Source organism: Rhizobium sp. BIGb0125, assembly GCF_024810055.1.
Classification (GTDB): Bacteria; Pseudomonadota; Alphaproteobacteria; order Rhizobiales; family Rhizobiaceae; genus Agrobacterium.
On record NZ_JANUDV010000010.1, the window covers coordinates 57,293 to 71,391 of the forward strand.

The 14,099-nt window shown below is 55.3% G+C and carries 14 protein-coding genes; 4 read left to right on the top strand and 10 right to left on the bottom strand.

Going from position 1 to position 14,099, the window contains the following annotated elements; genetic code table 11:
• Positions 1-29 precede the first annotated feature (29 nt).
• On the bottom strand, positions 30-1,463 hold the full coding sequence (locus M2418_RS23200) for a M20 family metallopeptidase (protein WP_259149383.1): 1,434 nt from the start codon (positions 1,461-1,463) through the stop codon (positions 30-32).
• 213 nt (positions 1,464-1,676) lie between these two features.
• Between M2418_RS23200 and pdxY the strand changes: the two genes are divergently transcribed.
• Positions 1,677-2,552, top strand: a complete 876-nt coding sequence (pdxY, locus tag M2418_RS23205) for a pyridoxal kinase PdxY (RefSeq protein ID WP_259149385.1) — start codon at positions 1,677-1,679, stop codon at positions 2,550-2,552.
• 161 nt (positions 2,553-2,713) lie between these two features.
• Positions 2,714-3,355 carry a carbonic anhydrase gene (locus tag M2418_RS23210; protein WP_192491465.1) on the top strand — a complete coding sequence of 214 codons (642 nt, stop codon included), beginning with the start codon at positions 2,714-2,716 and terminating at the stop codon, positions 3,353-3,355.
• A gap of 26 nt (positions 3,356-3,381) precedes the next feature.
• On the opposite strand, the gene M2418_RS23215 is transcribed toward M2418_RS23210, so the two are convergent.
• Positions 3,382-4,197 (bottom strand): lytic transglycosylase domain-containing protein, encoded by an 816-nt coding sequence (locus tag M2418_RS23215; RefSeq protein ID WP_259149386.1) that lies wholly within the window; start codon positions 4,195-4,197, stop codon positions 3,382-3,384.
• Positions 4,198-4,393: 196 nt separating this feature from the next.
• On the bottom strand, positions 4,394-5,428 hold the full coding sequence (locus M2418_RS23220; protein ID WP_192491467.1) for an aspartate-semialdehyde dehydrogenase: 1,035 nt from the start codon (positions 5,426-5,428) through the stop codon (positions 4,394-4,396).
• A gap of 499 nt (positions 5,429-5,927) precedes the next feature.
• On the opposite strand from M2418_RS23220, the gene M2418_RS23225 reads away from it, so the two are divergent.
• Positions 5,928-7,814: an MFS transporter gene (locus tag M2418_RS23225; RefSeq protein ID WP_259149393.1), complete on the top strand. Its 1,887-nt coding sequence runs from the start codon at positions 5,928-5,930 to the stop codon at positions 7,812-7,814.
• Between the two features lie 87 nt (positions 7,815-7,901).
• Here M2418_RS23225 and M2418_RS23230 read toward each other — a convergent pair whose 3' ends face one another.
• Positions 7,902-8,897 (bottom strand): nucleoside recognition domain-containing protein, encoded by a 996-nt coding sequence (locus tag M2418_RS23230; protein WP_259149395.1) that lies wholly within the window; start codon positions 8,895-8,897, stop codon positions 7,902-7,904.
• Between the two features lie 121 nt (positions 8,898-9,018).
• Here M2418_RS23230 and M2418_RS23235 point away from each other — a divergent pair, with 121 nt between their 5' ends.
• A complete protein-coding gene (locus tag M2418_RS23235; protein ID WP_250985587.1) occupies positions 9,019-9,471 on the top strand; it encodes an Lrp/AsnC family transcriptional regulator in 453 nt (150 codons plus the stop codon).
• Positions 9,472-9,482: 11 nt separating this feature from the next.
• Here M2418_RS23235 and M2418_RS23240 read toward each other — a convergent pair whose 3' ends face one another.
• The 6 genes from M2418_RS23240 to rutA all read right to left on the bottom strand — a co-directional run bounded on the left by M2418_RS23240 (position 9,483) and on the right by rutA (position 13,776).
• A complete protein-coding gene (locus tag M2418_RS23240; protein WP_259149398.1) occupies positions 9,483-10,007 on the bottom strand; it encodes a flavin reductase in 525 nt (174 codons plus the stop codon).
• Positions 10,008-10,121: 114 nt separating this feature from the next.
• Entirely contained in the window at positions 10,122-10,712 is a 591-nt protein-coding gene (locus M2418_RS23245) for a malonic semialdehyde reductase (protein WP_259149406.1), read from the bottom strand.
• Positions 10,696-11,517, bottom strand: a complete 822-nt coding sequence (rutD, locus tag M2418_RS23250; RefSeq protein WP_259149408.1) for a pyrimidine utilization protein D — start codon at positions 11,515-11,517, stop codon at positions 10,696-10,698. The genes M2418_RS23245 and rutD overlap by 17 nt, the downstream gene beginning before the upstream one ends.
• Positions 11,518-11,522: 5 nt before the next feature.
• A complete protein-coding gene (gene rutC / locus M2418_RS23255; protein WP_250985583.1) occupies positions 11,523-11,912 on the bottom strand; it encodes a pyrimidine utilization protein C in 390 nt (129 codons plus the stop codon).
• Positions 11,913-11,947: 35 nt separating this feature from the next.
• Positions 11,948-12,688, bottom strand: a complete 741-nt coding sequence (gene rutB, locus M2418_RS23260) for a pyrimidine utilization protein B (RefSeq protein ID WP_250985582.1) — start codon at positions 12,686-12,688, stop codon at positions 11,948-11,950.
• Entirely contained in the window at positions 12,685-13,776 is a 1,092-nt protein-coding gene (gene rutA, locus M2418_RS23265; protein ID WP_259149409.1) for a pyrimidine utilization protein A, read from the bottom strand. Before rutA ends, rutB begins: the two co-directional genes overlap by 4 nt.
• Between the last annotated feature and the right edge of the window lie 323 nt (positions 13,777-14,099).

Genomic DNA, 14,099 nt, shown 5'->3' on the forward strand with positions numbered 1-14,099 from the left:
GAAATCCGTCGCCCGTCTTTCAGGGTAGTTTAGCGCGATGACATTTCGCGAATCGGCGGCTCAGACCCTTCCGGCAGAGGGCTGATATAGGGCTTGCCTTTACGGCGCCTGACCAGATCAGCCCACGCAGCCTCACGCAACTGTTCACTTTCCAGAGCCGCCAGTCCTGTAGCCGCCATGACCTTAGCCACGGCCACCATGCCCTTGTGGGCCGCCGGGCTCTTGCCCTGCGCGACAAGTTGCCAGGTGTGAAACTGTGTGCCGATGGCGCAGGTTGGACCATCCGCTTGCACGGTTGGTACTACCCAGCTGACATCGCCTACATCGGTCGAGCCCGTGCTCAATGTCGCGCGATCATGCGAAGGCACGACAAAATCCGTCAGCGGAATATCCCGCTCCGGCAAGCTGAATGCGCGCCAGGTCGCTGCAATATCGTCGGGTGACAGCGCCTTGCGGATTTCCGTGGCAAAGGCGCGGTCCTGCTCATCAAACTCAGGCACGCCCAGCTGCTCCCAGATATCCTGCATGACATCCATTAGTGGCGTGTTGGGCAAAAGATTGGAAACGGCACTGATCACCCGGCTCTCGACCGAGGTCTCCGTCATCAGCGTTGCGCCTTTGGCAACATTTTTGACACGCTCGATCAGTGACAGCATACCGTCGAGTTCCGGCGCACGCACCACATAGCGCACCTTGGCGCGTGCCTGCACGACATTGGGGGAAATGCCGCCCGTATCCAGCACTGCGTAATGGATGCGGCAATCAGACGGCATATGTTCGCGCAGATAATTGACCCCGACATTCATCAGTTCCACCGCATCGAGCGCGCTGCGTCCCAGATGCGGGTTTGCGCCGGCATGTGCAGCACGCCCCTTGAAGGTAAAGTCGACACGGGAATTGGCCAGTGTCGTGCTGCGCTGGACCCCCGCGAAATCACTGGGATGCCAGCAGATGGCAACATCGACATCATCAAACACACCGGCCCGCACCATAAAGGCCTTTGCCGCGCCACCTTCTTCTGCCGGGCAACCATAGTAACGCACGCGGCCGGCAATACCTGTTTCCGCCAGCCAGTCCTTCAACGCAGTCGCCGCCAGCAAGGACGCCGATCCAAGCAAATTGTGGCCGCAACCATGGCCATTGGCACCTTCGGTTTCAGGATCGTGGTTGGTGGCGCCCGCCTTCTGGCTCAAACCGGCCAGCGCATCATATTCACCCAGAAACGCAATGACCGGGCCACCTTTTCCCGCTTCGCCCATCAGGGCGGTTGGAATACCCGCCAGATCGGCCGTGACGTTGAAGCCCTGTTTTTCCAGCATGCTGCGGTGTGCGGCGGCCGATGCCGTCTCCATGTAACAGGTCTCGGGTGTTCCCCATACGGTGTCGCTAAGCTCTATGAAGTCCTGCTTTTTATCCTCCACAATCTGCCAGATGCGTGGACGGTTGGAATCTTGCTTTGTCATGCTGAAATACTTTCGTGACAGTCCCGGAATAGGTGCTGGGCGTGACCATAGCTTTTCATGGTAAAATGAAAAGTGTCGCTTCAGGCCAGCCATGCGTAAACAACGGTGGAATATAATAAATTGCTATGCCATGAGAGGCGGCAATGAATGCTAAAGCCTGACAGAAGTGGCGCACCATCGCCGCTCCCGGGCTTCGATTGGAATGTGAGTGTCATGTCTGAAACCGTAAACGGCAGCGTCATCGCCATATCCAGCCAGGTCATGCGCGGTTCCGTCGGCAACCGCGCGGCGGCATTTGCCCTTGAAACACTGGGCTTTCCCGTATGGTCCGTTCCCACCATTGTCATGCCATGGCATCCCGGCCAGGGACCGTCCACCCGGTTGCGTTTTCCCGACGCGGATTTTGAAAAGGCGATGGACGATCTGGCCAATGCGCCATGGACCGGTGAACTCAAAGCTGTACTAACGGGCTATTTCGGCAGCGCTGCGCAGGTGAGAGCCGTTGCACGGCTGATAAAGACCCTGCGGGAAAAGAACCCCGACCTGATTTACGCCTGCGACCCTGTCATGGGCGACAAGGGCGGGCTTTATGTGCCGCTGGAAACCGCGCAGGCCATTCTGGACGAGCTTATTCCACTTGCCTCGATTGCCACACCAAACCGTTATGAACTTGCGTGGATGAGTGGTGCAGACCTTGAAACCAATGCCACCATCATGGATGCGGCTCTTGCGCTTGGTCCTGCACGCATGCTGGTTACTTCGGCAGTGCCGATGATGACAGGCGGTATCGGCAATCTGTTCCTCAGCGGTAAAGCCGCCTTGCTGGCAGAACACCGTTCGATCGACAATGTGCCAAACGGCCTGGGCGATTTGCTGGGCGCGCTGTTTCTGGCGCGGGTGCTGCAAGGCATGAGCGATGAGAAGGCCCTACAACTGGCAACGGCCAGCGTTTTTGAAATACTGGCACGCACCATGAAACGTGGCATGAATGAGCTGACGCTGGAAACCGACGCCTCAAGTCTTTCTACGCCCATGGCCATGGTACAGATGCGCCACCTGATGCATCCCAGCCGGGCGAAACAAAAATAACAGCTACTCGATCTGCCAAAAAGGTGTAGATCGAGCTCATTCAGAAAATGCGAAAATACAAAACCATGCGCATTTTCCGCAATCGGGCCTGTCCCTTGCTGCTTCGGGACAGACCTCACCAACTGATTGATATTCAGTCAAAGGAAGGATAATTCGAACCCATGCAGAATTTCCCCCCATCTCTTCTGTCTGGCTACAGAAACTTCATGAGCGGTCGCTACAAGGATGAAAGCGAACGTTATCGCGCCCTGGCTGAAACCGGTCAAAAACCTCAAACACTCTTTATCGCCTGTTGCGACTCCCGCGCTGCGCCCGAAACGATTTTCGATTGCGGTCCGGGAGAACTGTTCGTGATGCGCAACGTCGCTAACATGGTTCCGCCATTTGAGCCCGACGGCCAGTACCACGGCACATCCTCGGCCATCGAATATGCCGTTCAGGTCTTGAAGGTGAAGGACATTGTTGTGATGGGCCACGGCCGCTGCGGCGGCATCCAGGCAGCTCTCGACCCCAATCTGGCGCCCTTGTCGCCCGGCGACTTCATCGGCCGCTGGATGGGCCTTGTGAAACCCGCTGCCGAGCAAATCCAGAGCAACGACATCATGACGGCTGGCGAGCGCCAGACCGCACTTGAGCGCGTCTCGATCCGCAACTCCATCAACAACCTCATGACCTTCCCGTTCCTGAAAACCCAGGTCGAAGCTGGCAAAACGAAAATTCACGGCGCATGGTTCGACATCTCGACCGGTGAACTGTGGATCATGGACAGCAAAACGGGCGACTTTCGCCGCCCGGATGTGTGATTGAATTGAAGTGGTGACGGCCAGACTTACTGGCCGTCGATCGACTGACCGATATGGGCAATTGCCTGCTGGTAAACGCTTGCAGCATTCCAGCCCTGAATGGCAGCATAGCTCGGCTGACCGGGCTGATAACCGGCACCACGAACCCAACCGTGACCCTTGAGGAAGTTTGCCGTCGAGGCAAGTGCATCGGCGCGCGAACCAACCAGATCAACGCGACCGTCACGGTCAGCATCAACGCCGTAACGAACCACGTTCAGCGGCAAGAACTGCGTCTGGCCAATTTCGCCGTGTGCTGCACCCTTAGCGCTGGTCGACAGTGAGCCCTTGCCGACGAGCTGCAGAGCCGCATAAAGCTGCTCTGTGAAATATTCAGAACGGCGGCAGTCATAAGACAGGGTCGCAACAGCAGACAGCGTGTGCTGGTTGCCCATGAAGCTGCCAAAACCGGTTTCCATGCCCCAGATTGCAATCAGCGGGCCAGCAGGAACGCCATAAGTCTTCTCCAGCTGCGCAAATAGCGCGGCATTGTTGCGCTTCATGGTCTTGCCACGGGAAATGATCGTTGCGCCACCACGTTTCTGCATGAACTGGTCGAACGACAGCTTGAAGCTGTGTTGGCCACGGTCGGCGCGAATGGTAGCGGTATTGTAGGTCACATTGGCAAAAGCGCGGTCAAGAACCGACTTGCTGACACCCTTGGCAGCGGCTTCGCTCTTGAAGGCATCAACCCACTGCGAAAAACCAGCAGACGTATTGCCACATTGCGCAGCCATTACAGGCCCAGCCACCAAACCGGCAAACATCGCCACACCAAGGGAAAGTACCTTCATTGCCCGCATCAGAAATTCGTCCTCGATTGTTACTTCAGGGGAGCTTCGCCCCTGACAGCGCACGGCCTTGTTGCCGCGTATAAATTGTAAAATGCCTGCTCATGGAAGAAGCGGCAAATAAACTGGCCGTGATGCGGCTAATTTAAAACCCGCCTCTTCTTAACTGAACAGGCGGGTTATATTCAACGTTTCTTACGAAAAAGTATCAAGCAGCAGCTTTGCGTGGCTTGATAAGGCCACGGTTGACCAGAAGTTCGGCAATTTGGATTGCGTTAAGGGCTGCACCCTTACGCAGGTTGTCGGAAACAACCCAGATGTTCAGGCCGTTTTCAACCGTTGCGTCTTCACGGATACGCGAGATGTAGGTCGCATCTTCACCAGCACTTTCAACAGGCGTGATGTAGCCGCCGTCTTCATGCTTGTCGATGACGAGGCAACCTGGCGCTTCGCGCAGGATGTCACGAGCCTGATCGGCAGTGATCTCGTTTTCGAATTCGATGTTGACGGATTCCGAGTGACCGATGAACACAGGAACGCGAACAGCCGTGCAAGTGACCTTGATCTTTGGATCAAGCATCTTCTTGGTTTCAGCAAGAACCTTCCACTCTTCCTTCGTGTAACCGTCTTCCATGAACACGTCGATGTGCGGGATCACGTTGAAGGCGATACGCTTGGTGAACTTCTTGTTCTCGACCGGGTCAGCCACGAACACTGCGCGGGTCTGCGTGAACAGTTCGTCCATCCCTTCCTTGCCAGCGCCGGAAACGGACTGATAAGTGGACACGACAACACGCTTGATCTTGGCAAAGTCATGCAGCGGCTTCAGCGCGACAACGAGCTGCGCTGTCGAGCAATTTGGGTTGGCGATAATGTTCTTCTTGCCAAAAGTATTGATGGCATCCGGGTTTACTTCCGGCACGATCAACGGAACTTCCTGATCATAGCGCCATGCCGAAGAGTTATCGATGACAACGCAACCCTGTGCGCCGATCTTTGGAGACCACTTCTTGGAGATATCACCACCAGCCGACATCAAGCAGATATCGGTGTCAGAGAAATCGTAATTTTCGAGATTGGAAACCTTCAGCGTACGGTCACCGTAGGAAACTTCGGTACCCTGGCTGCGTGCCGAAGCCAGCGCCACAACTTCATCTGCTGGAAACCCGCGTTCTGCGAGGATATTGAGCATCTCGCGACCGACATTACCGGTGGCGCCTGCGATTGCAACTTTGAAACCCATAATCAAGCTCTCTTTCTTCTCTCCTCTTTTTGGTGAGGGGGAACCGCATTGCTGCGATTTCCTGTTCCCCAGCCAAACCGGGGAGAGAGCGGTGGCCAGAGACGTTAGACGGTTTTAATCGTCGTTTTGGCCATAATTCGGATAGAATAAGAAAAGCGTGGTAAAGCCCCGGCTTCATCAGCCGGTCTGTTGCATGCAGCAATGTCACAGACATTTAAATGCAAGGTCGCTCTCCCTTTCGAGGCAAGCTATTAGATGGTTTAGCGGTTCTGTCAAGGCTGTATCGGCTGAAAACTGGTCGCGAAACGCCTGTCGTCAGGCAAAAGCTGCGGCACTTTTGCACAAGCAAATTAGACTAAAGTCATAATGCGAAAGCATCGCTCTTCCTCTCGTTAATTTTCTGTCAATCTATTCACTGGTGCATCGTGCCTTTTGAGGCAACCCGGAGGAGAGTTGGGTTCACGCGATGCGACCATTTTACATCTGTGGAGGACAGAAAATGGCAAACGCAGCAGCCGTAAGCGGCTCGTCCCGTCCAATGACGGGAGAGGAGAAGAAGGTGATTTTCGCCTCTTCCCTCGGAACAGTTTTTGAGTGGTACGACTTCTATCTTTACGGTTCGCTGGCCATCTATATCGGCGCGACCTTCTTCAGCCAGTATCCGGAAACGACGCGCAATATCTTCGCGCTTCTTGCCTTTGCCGCCGGCTTCCTCGTTCGCCCGTTCGGCGCGCTGGTGTTTGGCCGCCTCGGCGATCTGGTCGGTCGTAAATACACCTTCCTCGTCACCATCCTCATCATGGGCGTTTCCACGTTCCTCGTCGGTGTTCTGCCGGGCGCGGACACCATCGGTATCGCCGCTCCAATCATCCTGATCATCCTGCGCATGCTGCAGGGCCTGGCACTGGGCGGTGAGTACGGCGGTGCTGCCACCTATGTGGCCGAGCACGCTCCGAACGGACGTCGCGGTTACTTCACCTCATGGATCCAGACAACAGCGACACTTGGTCTGTTCCTGTCGCTGGTCGTCATTCTTGGCGTGCAGTTTGCCGTTGGCAAGGAAGCCTTTGCTGCCTGGGGCTGGCGCATTCCGTTTCTTCTGTCCGTCGCACTTCTAGGTGTCTCGGTCTGGATTCGTATGAAAATGAACGAATCCCCCGCATTTAAAAAAATGAAGGACGAAGGCAAGCAGTCCAAGGCACCGTTGACGGAGGCTTTTGGTCAGTGGAAGAACGCCAAGATTGCCATTCTGGCGCTGATCGGTGCAGTTATCGGTCAGGCTGTGGTTTGGTACACAGGCCAGTTCTACGCACTATTCTTCCTCCAGAGCATTTTGAAGGTTGATGGCCAATCGGCGAACATCATGGTCGCCTGCGCGCTGATCCTCGGCACCGGCTTCTTCGTCCTGTTCGGCTGGCTGTCCGACAAGATCGGCCGCAAGCCGATCATCATGGCTGGCCTTCTGCTGGCGATGCTGACTTACTTCCCGCTGTTTAAAACCCTGACATGGGCCGGTAACCCGGCATTGGCACAGGCGCAGCAGGATGTTCGTGCAACGGTGACTGCCGCACCGGGGGACTGCAAATTCCAGTTCAACCCAACCGGTACTGCCAAATTCACCACCTCATGCGATATTGCAACGGCGTTCCTGACACGCAACTCCGTACCTTATGATGTTGTAATGACAGCTCCGGCCGGTACTGCAGCAACGGTTGCCGTCGGTAGCGCCACCATCAACAGCTATGACGCTGTTGCAGCGGGCGATCAGGCAACGGCACTGAGCAACACCTTCCAGAAGCAGGTCAACATTGCCCTTCACGATGGTGGTTACCCGCTGGTCCGTGGTCCTGCAAAGGTGGCCGATGCCAAACTGGATGCCTTCATTGCAGCCAACCCGGAACTCAATCTCAATGCAGAAGCGGTTCGCGCTGGCGAAAAGGCCGTAGTGCCGGCCGACAAGTTGGTGGCTGACAAACTGGCAACGACGGCAGAACTGAACGGCGCATCAGAAATGGCGGTTTACACCATTGCCGGTGGTGGTGGATTCACCATGGTGTCCGATCCGGCCGCCGTGAACTGGACAGTCATTATTGCTGTACTGACGGTTCTGGTGATCTATGTGACCATGGTGTACGGCCCGATTGCCGCTTTGCTGGTCGAACTGTTCCCGACCCGCATTCGTTATACCGGCATGTCGCTTCCATACCACATCGGTAACGGTTGGTTCGGGGGCCTGCTTCCAGCAACGGCTTTCGCGATGAGCGCGGCCAAGGGCGATATCTATTATGGCCTCTGGTACCCGATCATATTTGCAGGGATTACGCTGGTCATCGGCCTGCTGTTCCTGCCGGAAACCAAGGACCGCGATATCCACGCGATGGATTGATCACACACGACTAAAAGAAAACCCGGCGCAAGACGCCGGGTTTTTATATCTGCCGTTATGCCAGGCACACAGTCCTTGAGCGACATTTCATTGTGTTGGCAGCGATTGGCTTTGCACCTCACCGCCTTGCATGCTGAACATCTGCGCAAAAAACTGTTCATCCGACAGGCGACGAAGCACCGCTGCAATCATCGCCGTTACCACCACAGCAAACACCACGCGCCCGACAAGAATACCGTAGACGTCGGCACCAAGCGAAATCATGATCAGCGTATCCTCGATCACGCTATGCGCAAATCCCATGAAGACGCAGGACAAAAAAATCTGACGTGGCGATACTGTCCCCGATCGGGCCTCACGGATCAGCAGGCCGGCACCATAAGAAATTCCAAGGAATAGTCCGACAGCCGTCAGATGGCCTGCCTCGCCTCGGATACCGGCAAGCCGCAACACCGGCTCCAGGGCTTTCATCATCCATGCCATCACCCCGGTCACTTTTAGGAGCTCAAGTGCCCAGAACAGGGCAAAAAGGATGACAAACATCAAGACCATGGTTTCGCCAAGGCTCCAGAAATATTCGCTCCACTGCGGTGTGACGCCGAGCGGGATCCAGCCCGGATTGACCGGAGCCGACAGCCAGTCCATGGCCTGCAAAACATGATGCAGAAGAAACGCGTAGAGCAGACCGCCTGCAACACGCAGCACGGTGGTGACAACCATGCCAGGACCGGCCTTCTGGATAATCTTCTGCTCGATAGGCAGACCGTGCGCAAACAGGATCAGCGCTGAGAAAACAGTCATATCCGCAACAGTCAGCGACGAGGCCGGCACAAGCGCAAAAATAAGCGGCACCGCGCCCCAGATCCCGACCAGCATTGCCGTCAGCCATGCCAGACCAAGTTCATTGGGCAGGCCAACCAAGCTCATCACAGGGGAAAAGGCCGGTGCGACCGCCTCGATCACCCCCATGCGCGACAGTAGCTCCGTCAGAATGGCGATGGGAACGGTAATCCGGACAAGCACCCAATAAATATCGATGGTGTCGCGCGTTTTTAGCATGAAGGTTGATAGCAGTGGCTGCATCAGAAGCTCCTTTGACTGTGCCCTGATCTGCTACCGCAGGACCATTCGAATTTTTGGTCAAAGATTGCAGCTTCGTGCAATTTTATTGCAAATCCATTTTCATGAACCTTATGCTGCCAGCATGGACAAGATCGATCAGAAACTACTCAACCTCATGCAACGCGATGCATCACGGACCAATGTCGAGATGGCCGACGAGGTGGGTCTTTCGCCGTCCAGCTGCCTGCGGCGGGTGCAGCGGCTCCACAAATCGGGGATTATCGATCGCATCGTGGCGATCCTCAATCCCTCGAAAGCCGGACGTGGCATCAAGGCATGGGTGACGGTTGAGCTAAAACTGCATGGCGAACAGCATATGCGCCGCTTTCTGGATCTTGCATCTGCGGAGGCCGCCGTGACACAGGCCTATGCCGTCACCGGTGAAGCGGATGTCGTGCTGATGTTGCGACTGCGCGACATGGAAGAGTTCGATGCACTCTGTGAGCGGCTGTTTCGGGATCAAACCAATGTCGCAAGGTTCTTCACTATGGTCGTCATCCGCACGGCAAAAGAAGAAACCGCCATCCGTCTTTAAAGGACGCTGGGTTACAGCGTCCGGTAACTGCGGTTGAAATAGAGCAGCGCTTCACCCTGCCCGTTATGGCGAATGCATTGCACATCGCAGATCAATATGTCGTGGGTGCCACCATCATGAATGTCACGCACCACGCAATCCAGCGACACCATGGCACCGTCAAGCGCCGGTGAACCAGTTTCAAGCCGTGACCAGACACCGGCTGCGAAACGTTCCACCATCGGTGTCTTTCCGCCAAACAATGCACTCAGCGTCTGGTGCTCCGACGTCAGCGTGTTGATGCAGACGACGCGGTTTTTGATAACCGATGGATGGGCGGACGAGGCCCGGTTGATGCAGACCAGCATGGTTGGTGGATTGTCTGAGACACTACATACCGCTGTTGCGGCAAAGCCAGCCATGCCACCTTCCCCGTCTGTTGTCACGATATTAACCGCTGCGGCCAGATGCGACATGGCATTACGAAATGCCAAACTGTGCTCAGCCGAAGATGGTGTTGTATCCTGCGTGGTCACGGTCAGAATTTGTGCCTGCATCGGTTCATCCTGCTTTCACAACAACAGGCCCGAAATCGTATTTCAAAGGACCTGATTTCAATTTTGAAAATCGCTGCGCCAGTACCGTCGGAACAAGCGCATGGCGCAATCACGTCACGCCAGCACGCATGCCTCTTCAAAAGACAGGCGCGGCAATCGGCCGAACAATTTCGAAGGATCACCGTGGCCGAGATTGATCAAGAAGTTGGATTTCCAGCTTGTCCCGGCAAAAAATGCCTCATCGACCTTTGCCTTGTCGAAACCGGACATCGGCCCCGTATCCAGTCCCAGACTACGCGCCGCCAAGATGAGATAACCTGCCTGCAAGGTTCCATTGCGGAACGCGGTTTCCTCTGCAACGGCAGGGCTCGAGGTAAACCAGGACTTGGCATCCGCATGTGGGAAGAGTTCTGGCAGTTTCTCAAAGAACTGCGCATCGATTGCGGCGATCACCGTGACCGGTGCTGCCATGGTCTTTTCCAGATTGCCCGAAGACAAGGCCGGACGCAGTTTTTCCTTGGCCTCAGCCGAGCGCACGAACACAAAGCGCGCTGGCGAGCAATTGGCCGATGTTGGCCCCATGCGGGTCAGTTCGTAAATTTTCTGCAGTTCCGCATCGGTCACGGGCTGATCGCTCCAGCCATTATGGGTCCGTGCTTCTGTAAACAGCGCAGCCAGCGCGTTGCTATCAAGTGGCAATGTCATGACGTTCCGTTTCCGTTTTGATTGCTGCTTTTTCCTGCAACAGGAAAGCCAGCATATCCTTATTGAAGCGTGTCGCTTCAGTGATGTTGACCGCATGGGCACCGAAGTCGGCAAGCAAAAGCTTGGCGTTGGGCAAGCCATCGGCAAGCCTTATAGAGCGCGTGTAGGGCACAAGCAGATCATCTTTTGTCGCGGTCACCCAGGTCTCAGTGTCGATCGCACCGAGACGGTCATCGATATCGAATGCCCGCAGTGCCGCAATGCGTCGCAACACATTGGTCTTGCCCTGAAAATGGGCGATGCCGTGCGCTTCATCTGCAGCCATTCGCTCGGAATATTCACTCATCCACACGGCTGGATAAAGAAACAGCGGCTGCGCTTTCACAAACGCCTCGACGCCGGAATTCTCCAGAAGCGAAATGCGCGTATCGAAACACCGGCCCGAATGCGGATCCGCTTTGCTCCACGCATTGATCAGCAGCAGTTTGCCAAGCATGTCAGGCTGACGCAGTGCCAGCTCAAGTCCAATAAGACCGCCCAGCGCATGCCCCATGAAATGAAACCGCGTCAGCTTCAATGCATCGGCAATCTGCAGCACATCGTCGACCATGGCGGAAATACCGCCCTGTTCAGGCACCTCTCCGCCGGTGCGCCCCGTACCACGATGATCATAGGTCACAACGCGGAAATGTTCGGCAAGATCAGCTATCTGTGGTGCCCAATAGCTTCCCGATCCCCCCAGTCCTGAAGACAGGAGGATCGTTTCGACATCAGCGCTCTGTTGGCCGTGAACCTCGAAATACATCGGGCCTATTTCCCACCAATATGGGCAACGGTTGCAATTTCCACCAGCGCATCCGGTTTGACCAGGCCGCACTGAATGCAATAGCGGGCCGGTTTGTCACCCGGGAAATATTCGGCATAGACCTTGTTGACTGCCTGATAATTTGCCCAGTCGGTGATGAAGATATGGTTCATCGTCACATCGTCCATGGTGCCACCGGCTGTTTCAATCACCGACTTGATGGTTTCCAGCACATGGCGCGTCTGCGCGCCAGCATCGCCCACATGCACAACATCGTTGTTCTTGTCGAAAGGCAGGGTACCGGACACATAAACAACGCCATCAGCAAGCGTGCCCGGTGAATAGGGAGCAATCGGCTTCTGGGTGCCTTCCGGGACAATAATCGATTTCGGCATTTCAATTCTCCTCTTGGAACAGGTGATGACGACGTTCAGGCGTTTTCCGGTGCAGCCTGCGAAATGACGGCGCAAAAATCATTGACCGTCGCGACCCAGCCGAAAAACTTCTCGATGTTGTAGACGGTGGCCTGCTGAATGAAGTCAGGGCCGAGATGATGGGTGGCGTCTTCCAGCATCACCCCGAAATATTCGAGGTGGAACGCGTCTCTGAGTGACGATTCCACGCAGACATTGGTGGCAATTCCGACAAAGACCAGATTGCGAATGCCCCTCGCCCGCAGCACGCTGTCCATATTGGTGTTGAAGAACCCGCTGTAACGGGTCTTTGGCACAAGGATGTCGCCCGGCTGAGGTTGCAGCTCGTCGACAATGGCGTAGTCCCAGGTGCCTTTGGCCAGTAACTTGCCCTGCAGATCCGGCCGCGCCCGCATGGTTTTTAGGGCATTGGACTTGTGCCAGTTGGGAGAACCCGGGCCACCCGCCTCGACATAGTCCTTGTCCCAGCCATTCTGGAAATAGATCACCTGCACACCGGCAGCCCGCGCCGCATCCAGCGTTTTGCCAATATTGGCAATGGTGGATTTGGCACCGGAAATATCAAACCCGGCCAGATCGACATAACCGCCTTCGGTTGAATAGGCATTTTGCATGTCCACCACCACGACGGCCGTTTCCGATGGTTTGAGTGTGATCGGCTCTGGTCGCGCCGGCAGCGTTACACTTTGTGTGCGGCTTGTCGGGGCAACATATCCTGCAACAACGGGCTCGCTCATTCTGCAGCCTCCAGTGAAGGCTTGATGTGCTGGCGGCATTTCATCAGCGGCTGGATTTTGGTGCCAAAATCCTCAACCCCCTTCACAAAGTCATCGAAGGTCAGCAACACGCCGCCGGTCCCCGGAACCGTTGGAACTTCATCCAGCATCCTGGCCACCGTCTCATAGGACCCGACCAGCGTGCCCATGTTGATATTCACGGCAGAAACCGGGTCGGCCATCTGGCGGATATTGGTGTCGGAGCCGGATTTGGTGTCGGCAGCCCCCTGCAGACCGAGCCAGGAAATAGCCTCCTGGTCGGCACCGGCCTTGTAGTGTTCCCACTTGGCGCGAGCCGCCTCATCCGTTTCATCGGCAATCACCATGAACAGCACGAAGGACGACACATCACGGCCAGTCTTGGCGGTCGCTTCTATCAAACGTTCAGCGGCAGGTGCAAAAGCGGTGGGAGTGTTGACGCCAACACCAAAGCAGAAATTGTAATCAGCATATTTGGCGGAAAATTCCATGCCGGCATTGGATGAACCGGCACAGATAACCTTCATGTCAGCCTGCGGACGCGGGCTGAGACGGCAATCCTCCATCTTGAAGTAGTCGCCCTTGAAGTCGCTCTGGCCGTTTTCCCACAACTCGCGCAGAACAGTCGCGTATTCGCCGAGATAGTCATACCGTTTGGAGAAATATTCATCGCCCGGCCACATGCCCATCTGGGAATATTCCGGACGCTGCCAACCCGTAACCAGATTGAGACCAAAACGGCCATTGGAGATGCTGTCAATGGTCGAGGCCATGCGTGCCACAATCGCCGGTGGCATGACCAGCGTTGCCGCCGTCGCAAACAGTTTGATCTTGGTTGTGACTGCCGCAAGACCGGACATCAACGTGAAGGATTCCAGATTGTGATCCCAGAATTCGGTCTTGCCGCCAAAGCCGCGCAGCTTGATCATCGACAGCACGAAATCGAGGCCGTATTTTTCGGCCTTGAGCGTAATTTCTTTGTTCAGTTCAAAAGTCGGTTTGTACTGCGGCGCATTTTCAGACAGCAGCCAGCCATTGTTACCGATAGGAATGAAAACGCCGATTTCCATGTCAACACTCTCCTGTGCCAATGCCTCAAGGGCGAGAATTCTTGACAAAAGAGAAGCAGGTTCCGTGCCAGATTATAAAATCGTTTTATTTCAAAAACTTGCATAAGTGATATTTCATTGTTTTTATCAGAAGATAAAATTTTTATCATTTGATAAAATATTTACGCCCAATAAATCGCCCGAGATCATTATTTAGGCATCCATCGGAAACCAGTCCGCCGCTACTCAATAAGCGTAGAAATCCGGCGCTTGAAAGCTGGTGATGCAAGACTCAACAACGCACCTGCAGGACCTGCACTTGTTTGCTTCATTTGCGGTACCCA

Excerpts from the sequence above, each read along its gene's own strand:
- M2418_RS23200 (WP_259149383.1), bottom strand. The coding sequence starts at position 1,463 with ATGACAAAGCAAGATTCCAACCGTCCACGCATCTGGCAGATTGTGGAG.
- pdxY (WP_259149385.1), top strand. The coding sequence starts at position 1,677 with ATGTCTGAAACCGTAAACGGCAGCGTCATCGCCATATCCAGCCAGGTC.
- M2418_RS23210 (WP_192491465.1), top strand. The coding sequence starts at position 2,714 with ATGCAGAATTTCCCCCCATCTCTTCTGTCTGGCTACAGAAACTTCATG.
- M2418_RS23215 (WP_259149386.1), bottom strand. The coding sequence starts at position 4,197 with ATGCGGGCAATGAAGGTACTTTCCCTTGGTGTGGCGATGTTTGCCGGT.
- M2418_RS23220 (WP_192491467.1), bottom strand. The coding sequence starts at position 5,428 with ATGGGTTTCAAAGTTGCAATCGCAGGCGCCACCGGTAATGTCGGTCGC.
- M2418_RS23225 (WP_259149393.1), top strand. The coding sequence starts at position 5,928 with ATGGCAAACGCAGCAGCCGTAAGCGGCTCGTCCCGTCCAATGACGGGA.
- M2418_RS23230 (WP_259149395.1), bottom strand. The coding sequence starts at position 8,897 with ATGCAGCCACTGCTATCAACCTTCATGCTAAAAACGCGCGACACCATC.
- M2418_RS23235 (WP_250985587.1), top strand. The coding sequence starts at position 9,019 with ATGGACAAGATCGATCAGAAACTACTCAACCTCATGCAACGCGATGCA.
- M2418_RS23240 (WP_259149398.1), bottom strand. The coding sequence starts at position 10,007 with ATGCAGGCACAAATTCTGACCGTGACCACGCAGGATACAACACCATCT.
- M2418_RS23245 (WP_259149406.1), bottom strand. The coding sequence starts at position 10,712 with ATGACATTGCCACTTGATAGCAACGCGCTGGCTGCGCTGTTTACAGAA.
- rutD (WP_259149408.1), bottom strand. The coding sequence starts at position 11,517 with ATGTATTTCGAGGTTCACGGCCAACAGAGCGCTGATGTCGAAACGATC.
- rutC (WP_250985583.1), bottom strand. The coding sequence starts at position 11,912 with ATGCCGAAATCGATTATTGTCCCGGAAGGCACCCAGAAGCCGATTGCT.
- rutB (WP_250985582.1), bottom strand. The coding sequence starts at position 12,688 with ATGAGCGAGCCCGTTGTTGCAGGATATGTTGCCCCGACAAGCCGCACA.
- rutA (WP_259149409.1), bottom strand. The coding sequence starts at position 13,776 with ATGGAAATCGGCGTTTTCATTCCTATCGGTAACAATGGCTGGCTGCTG.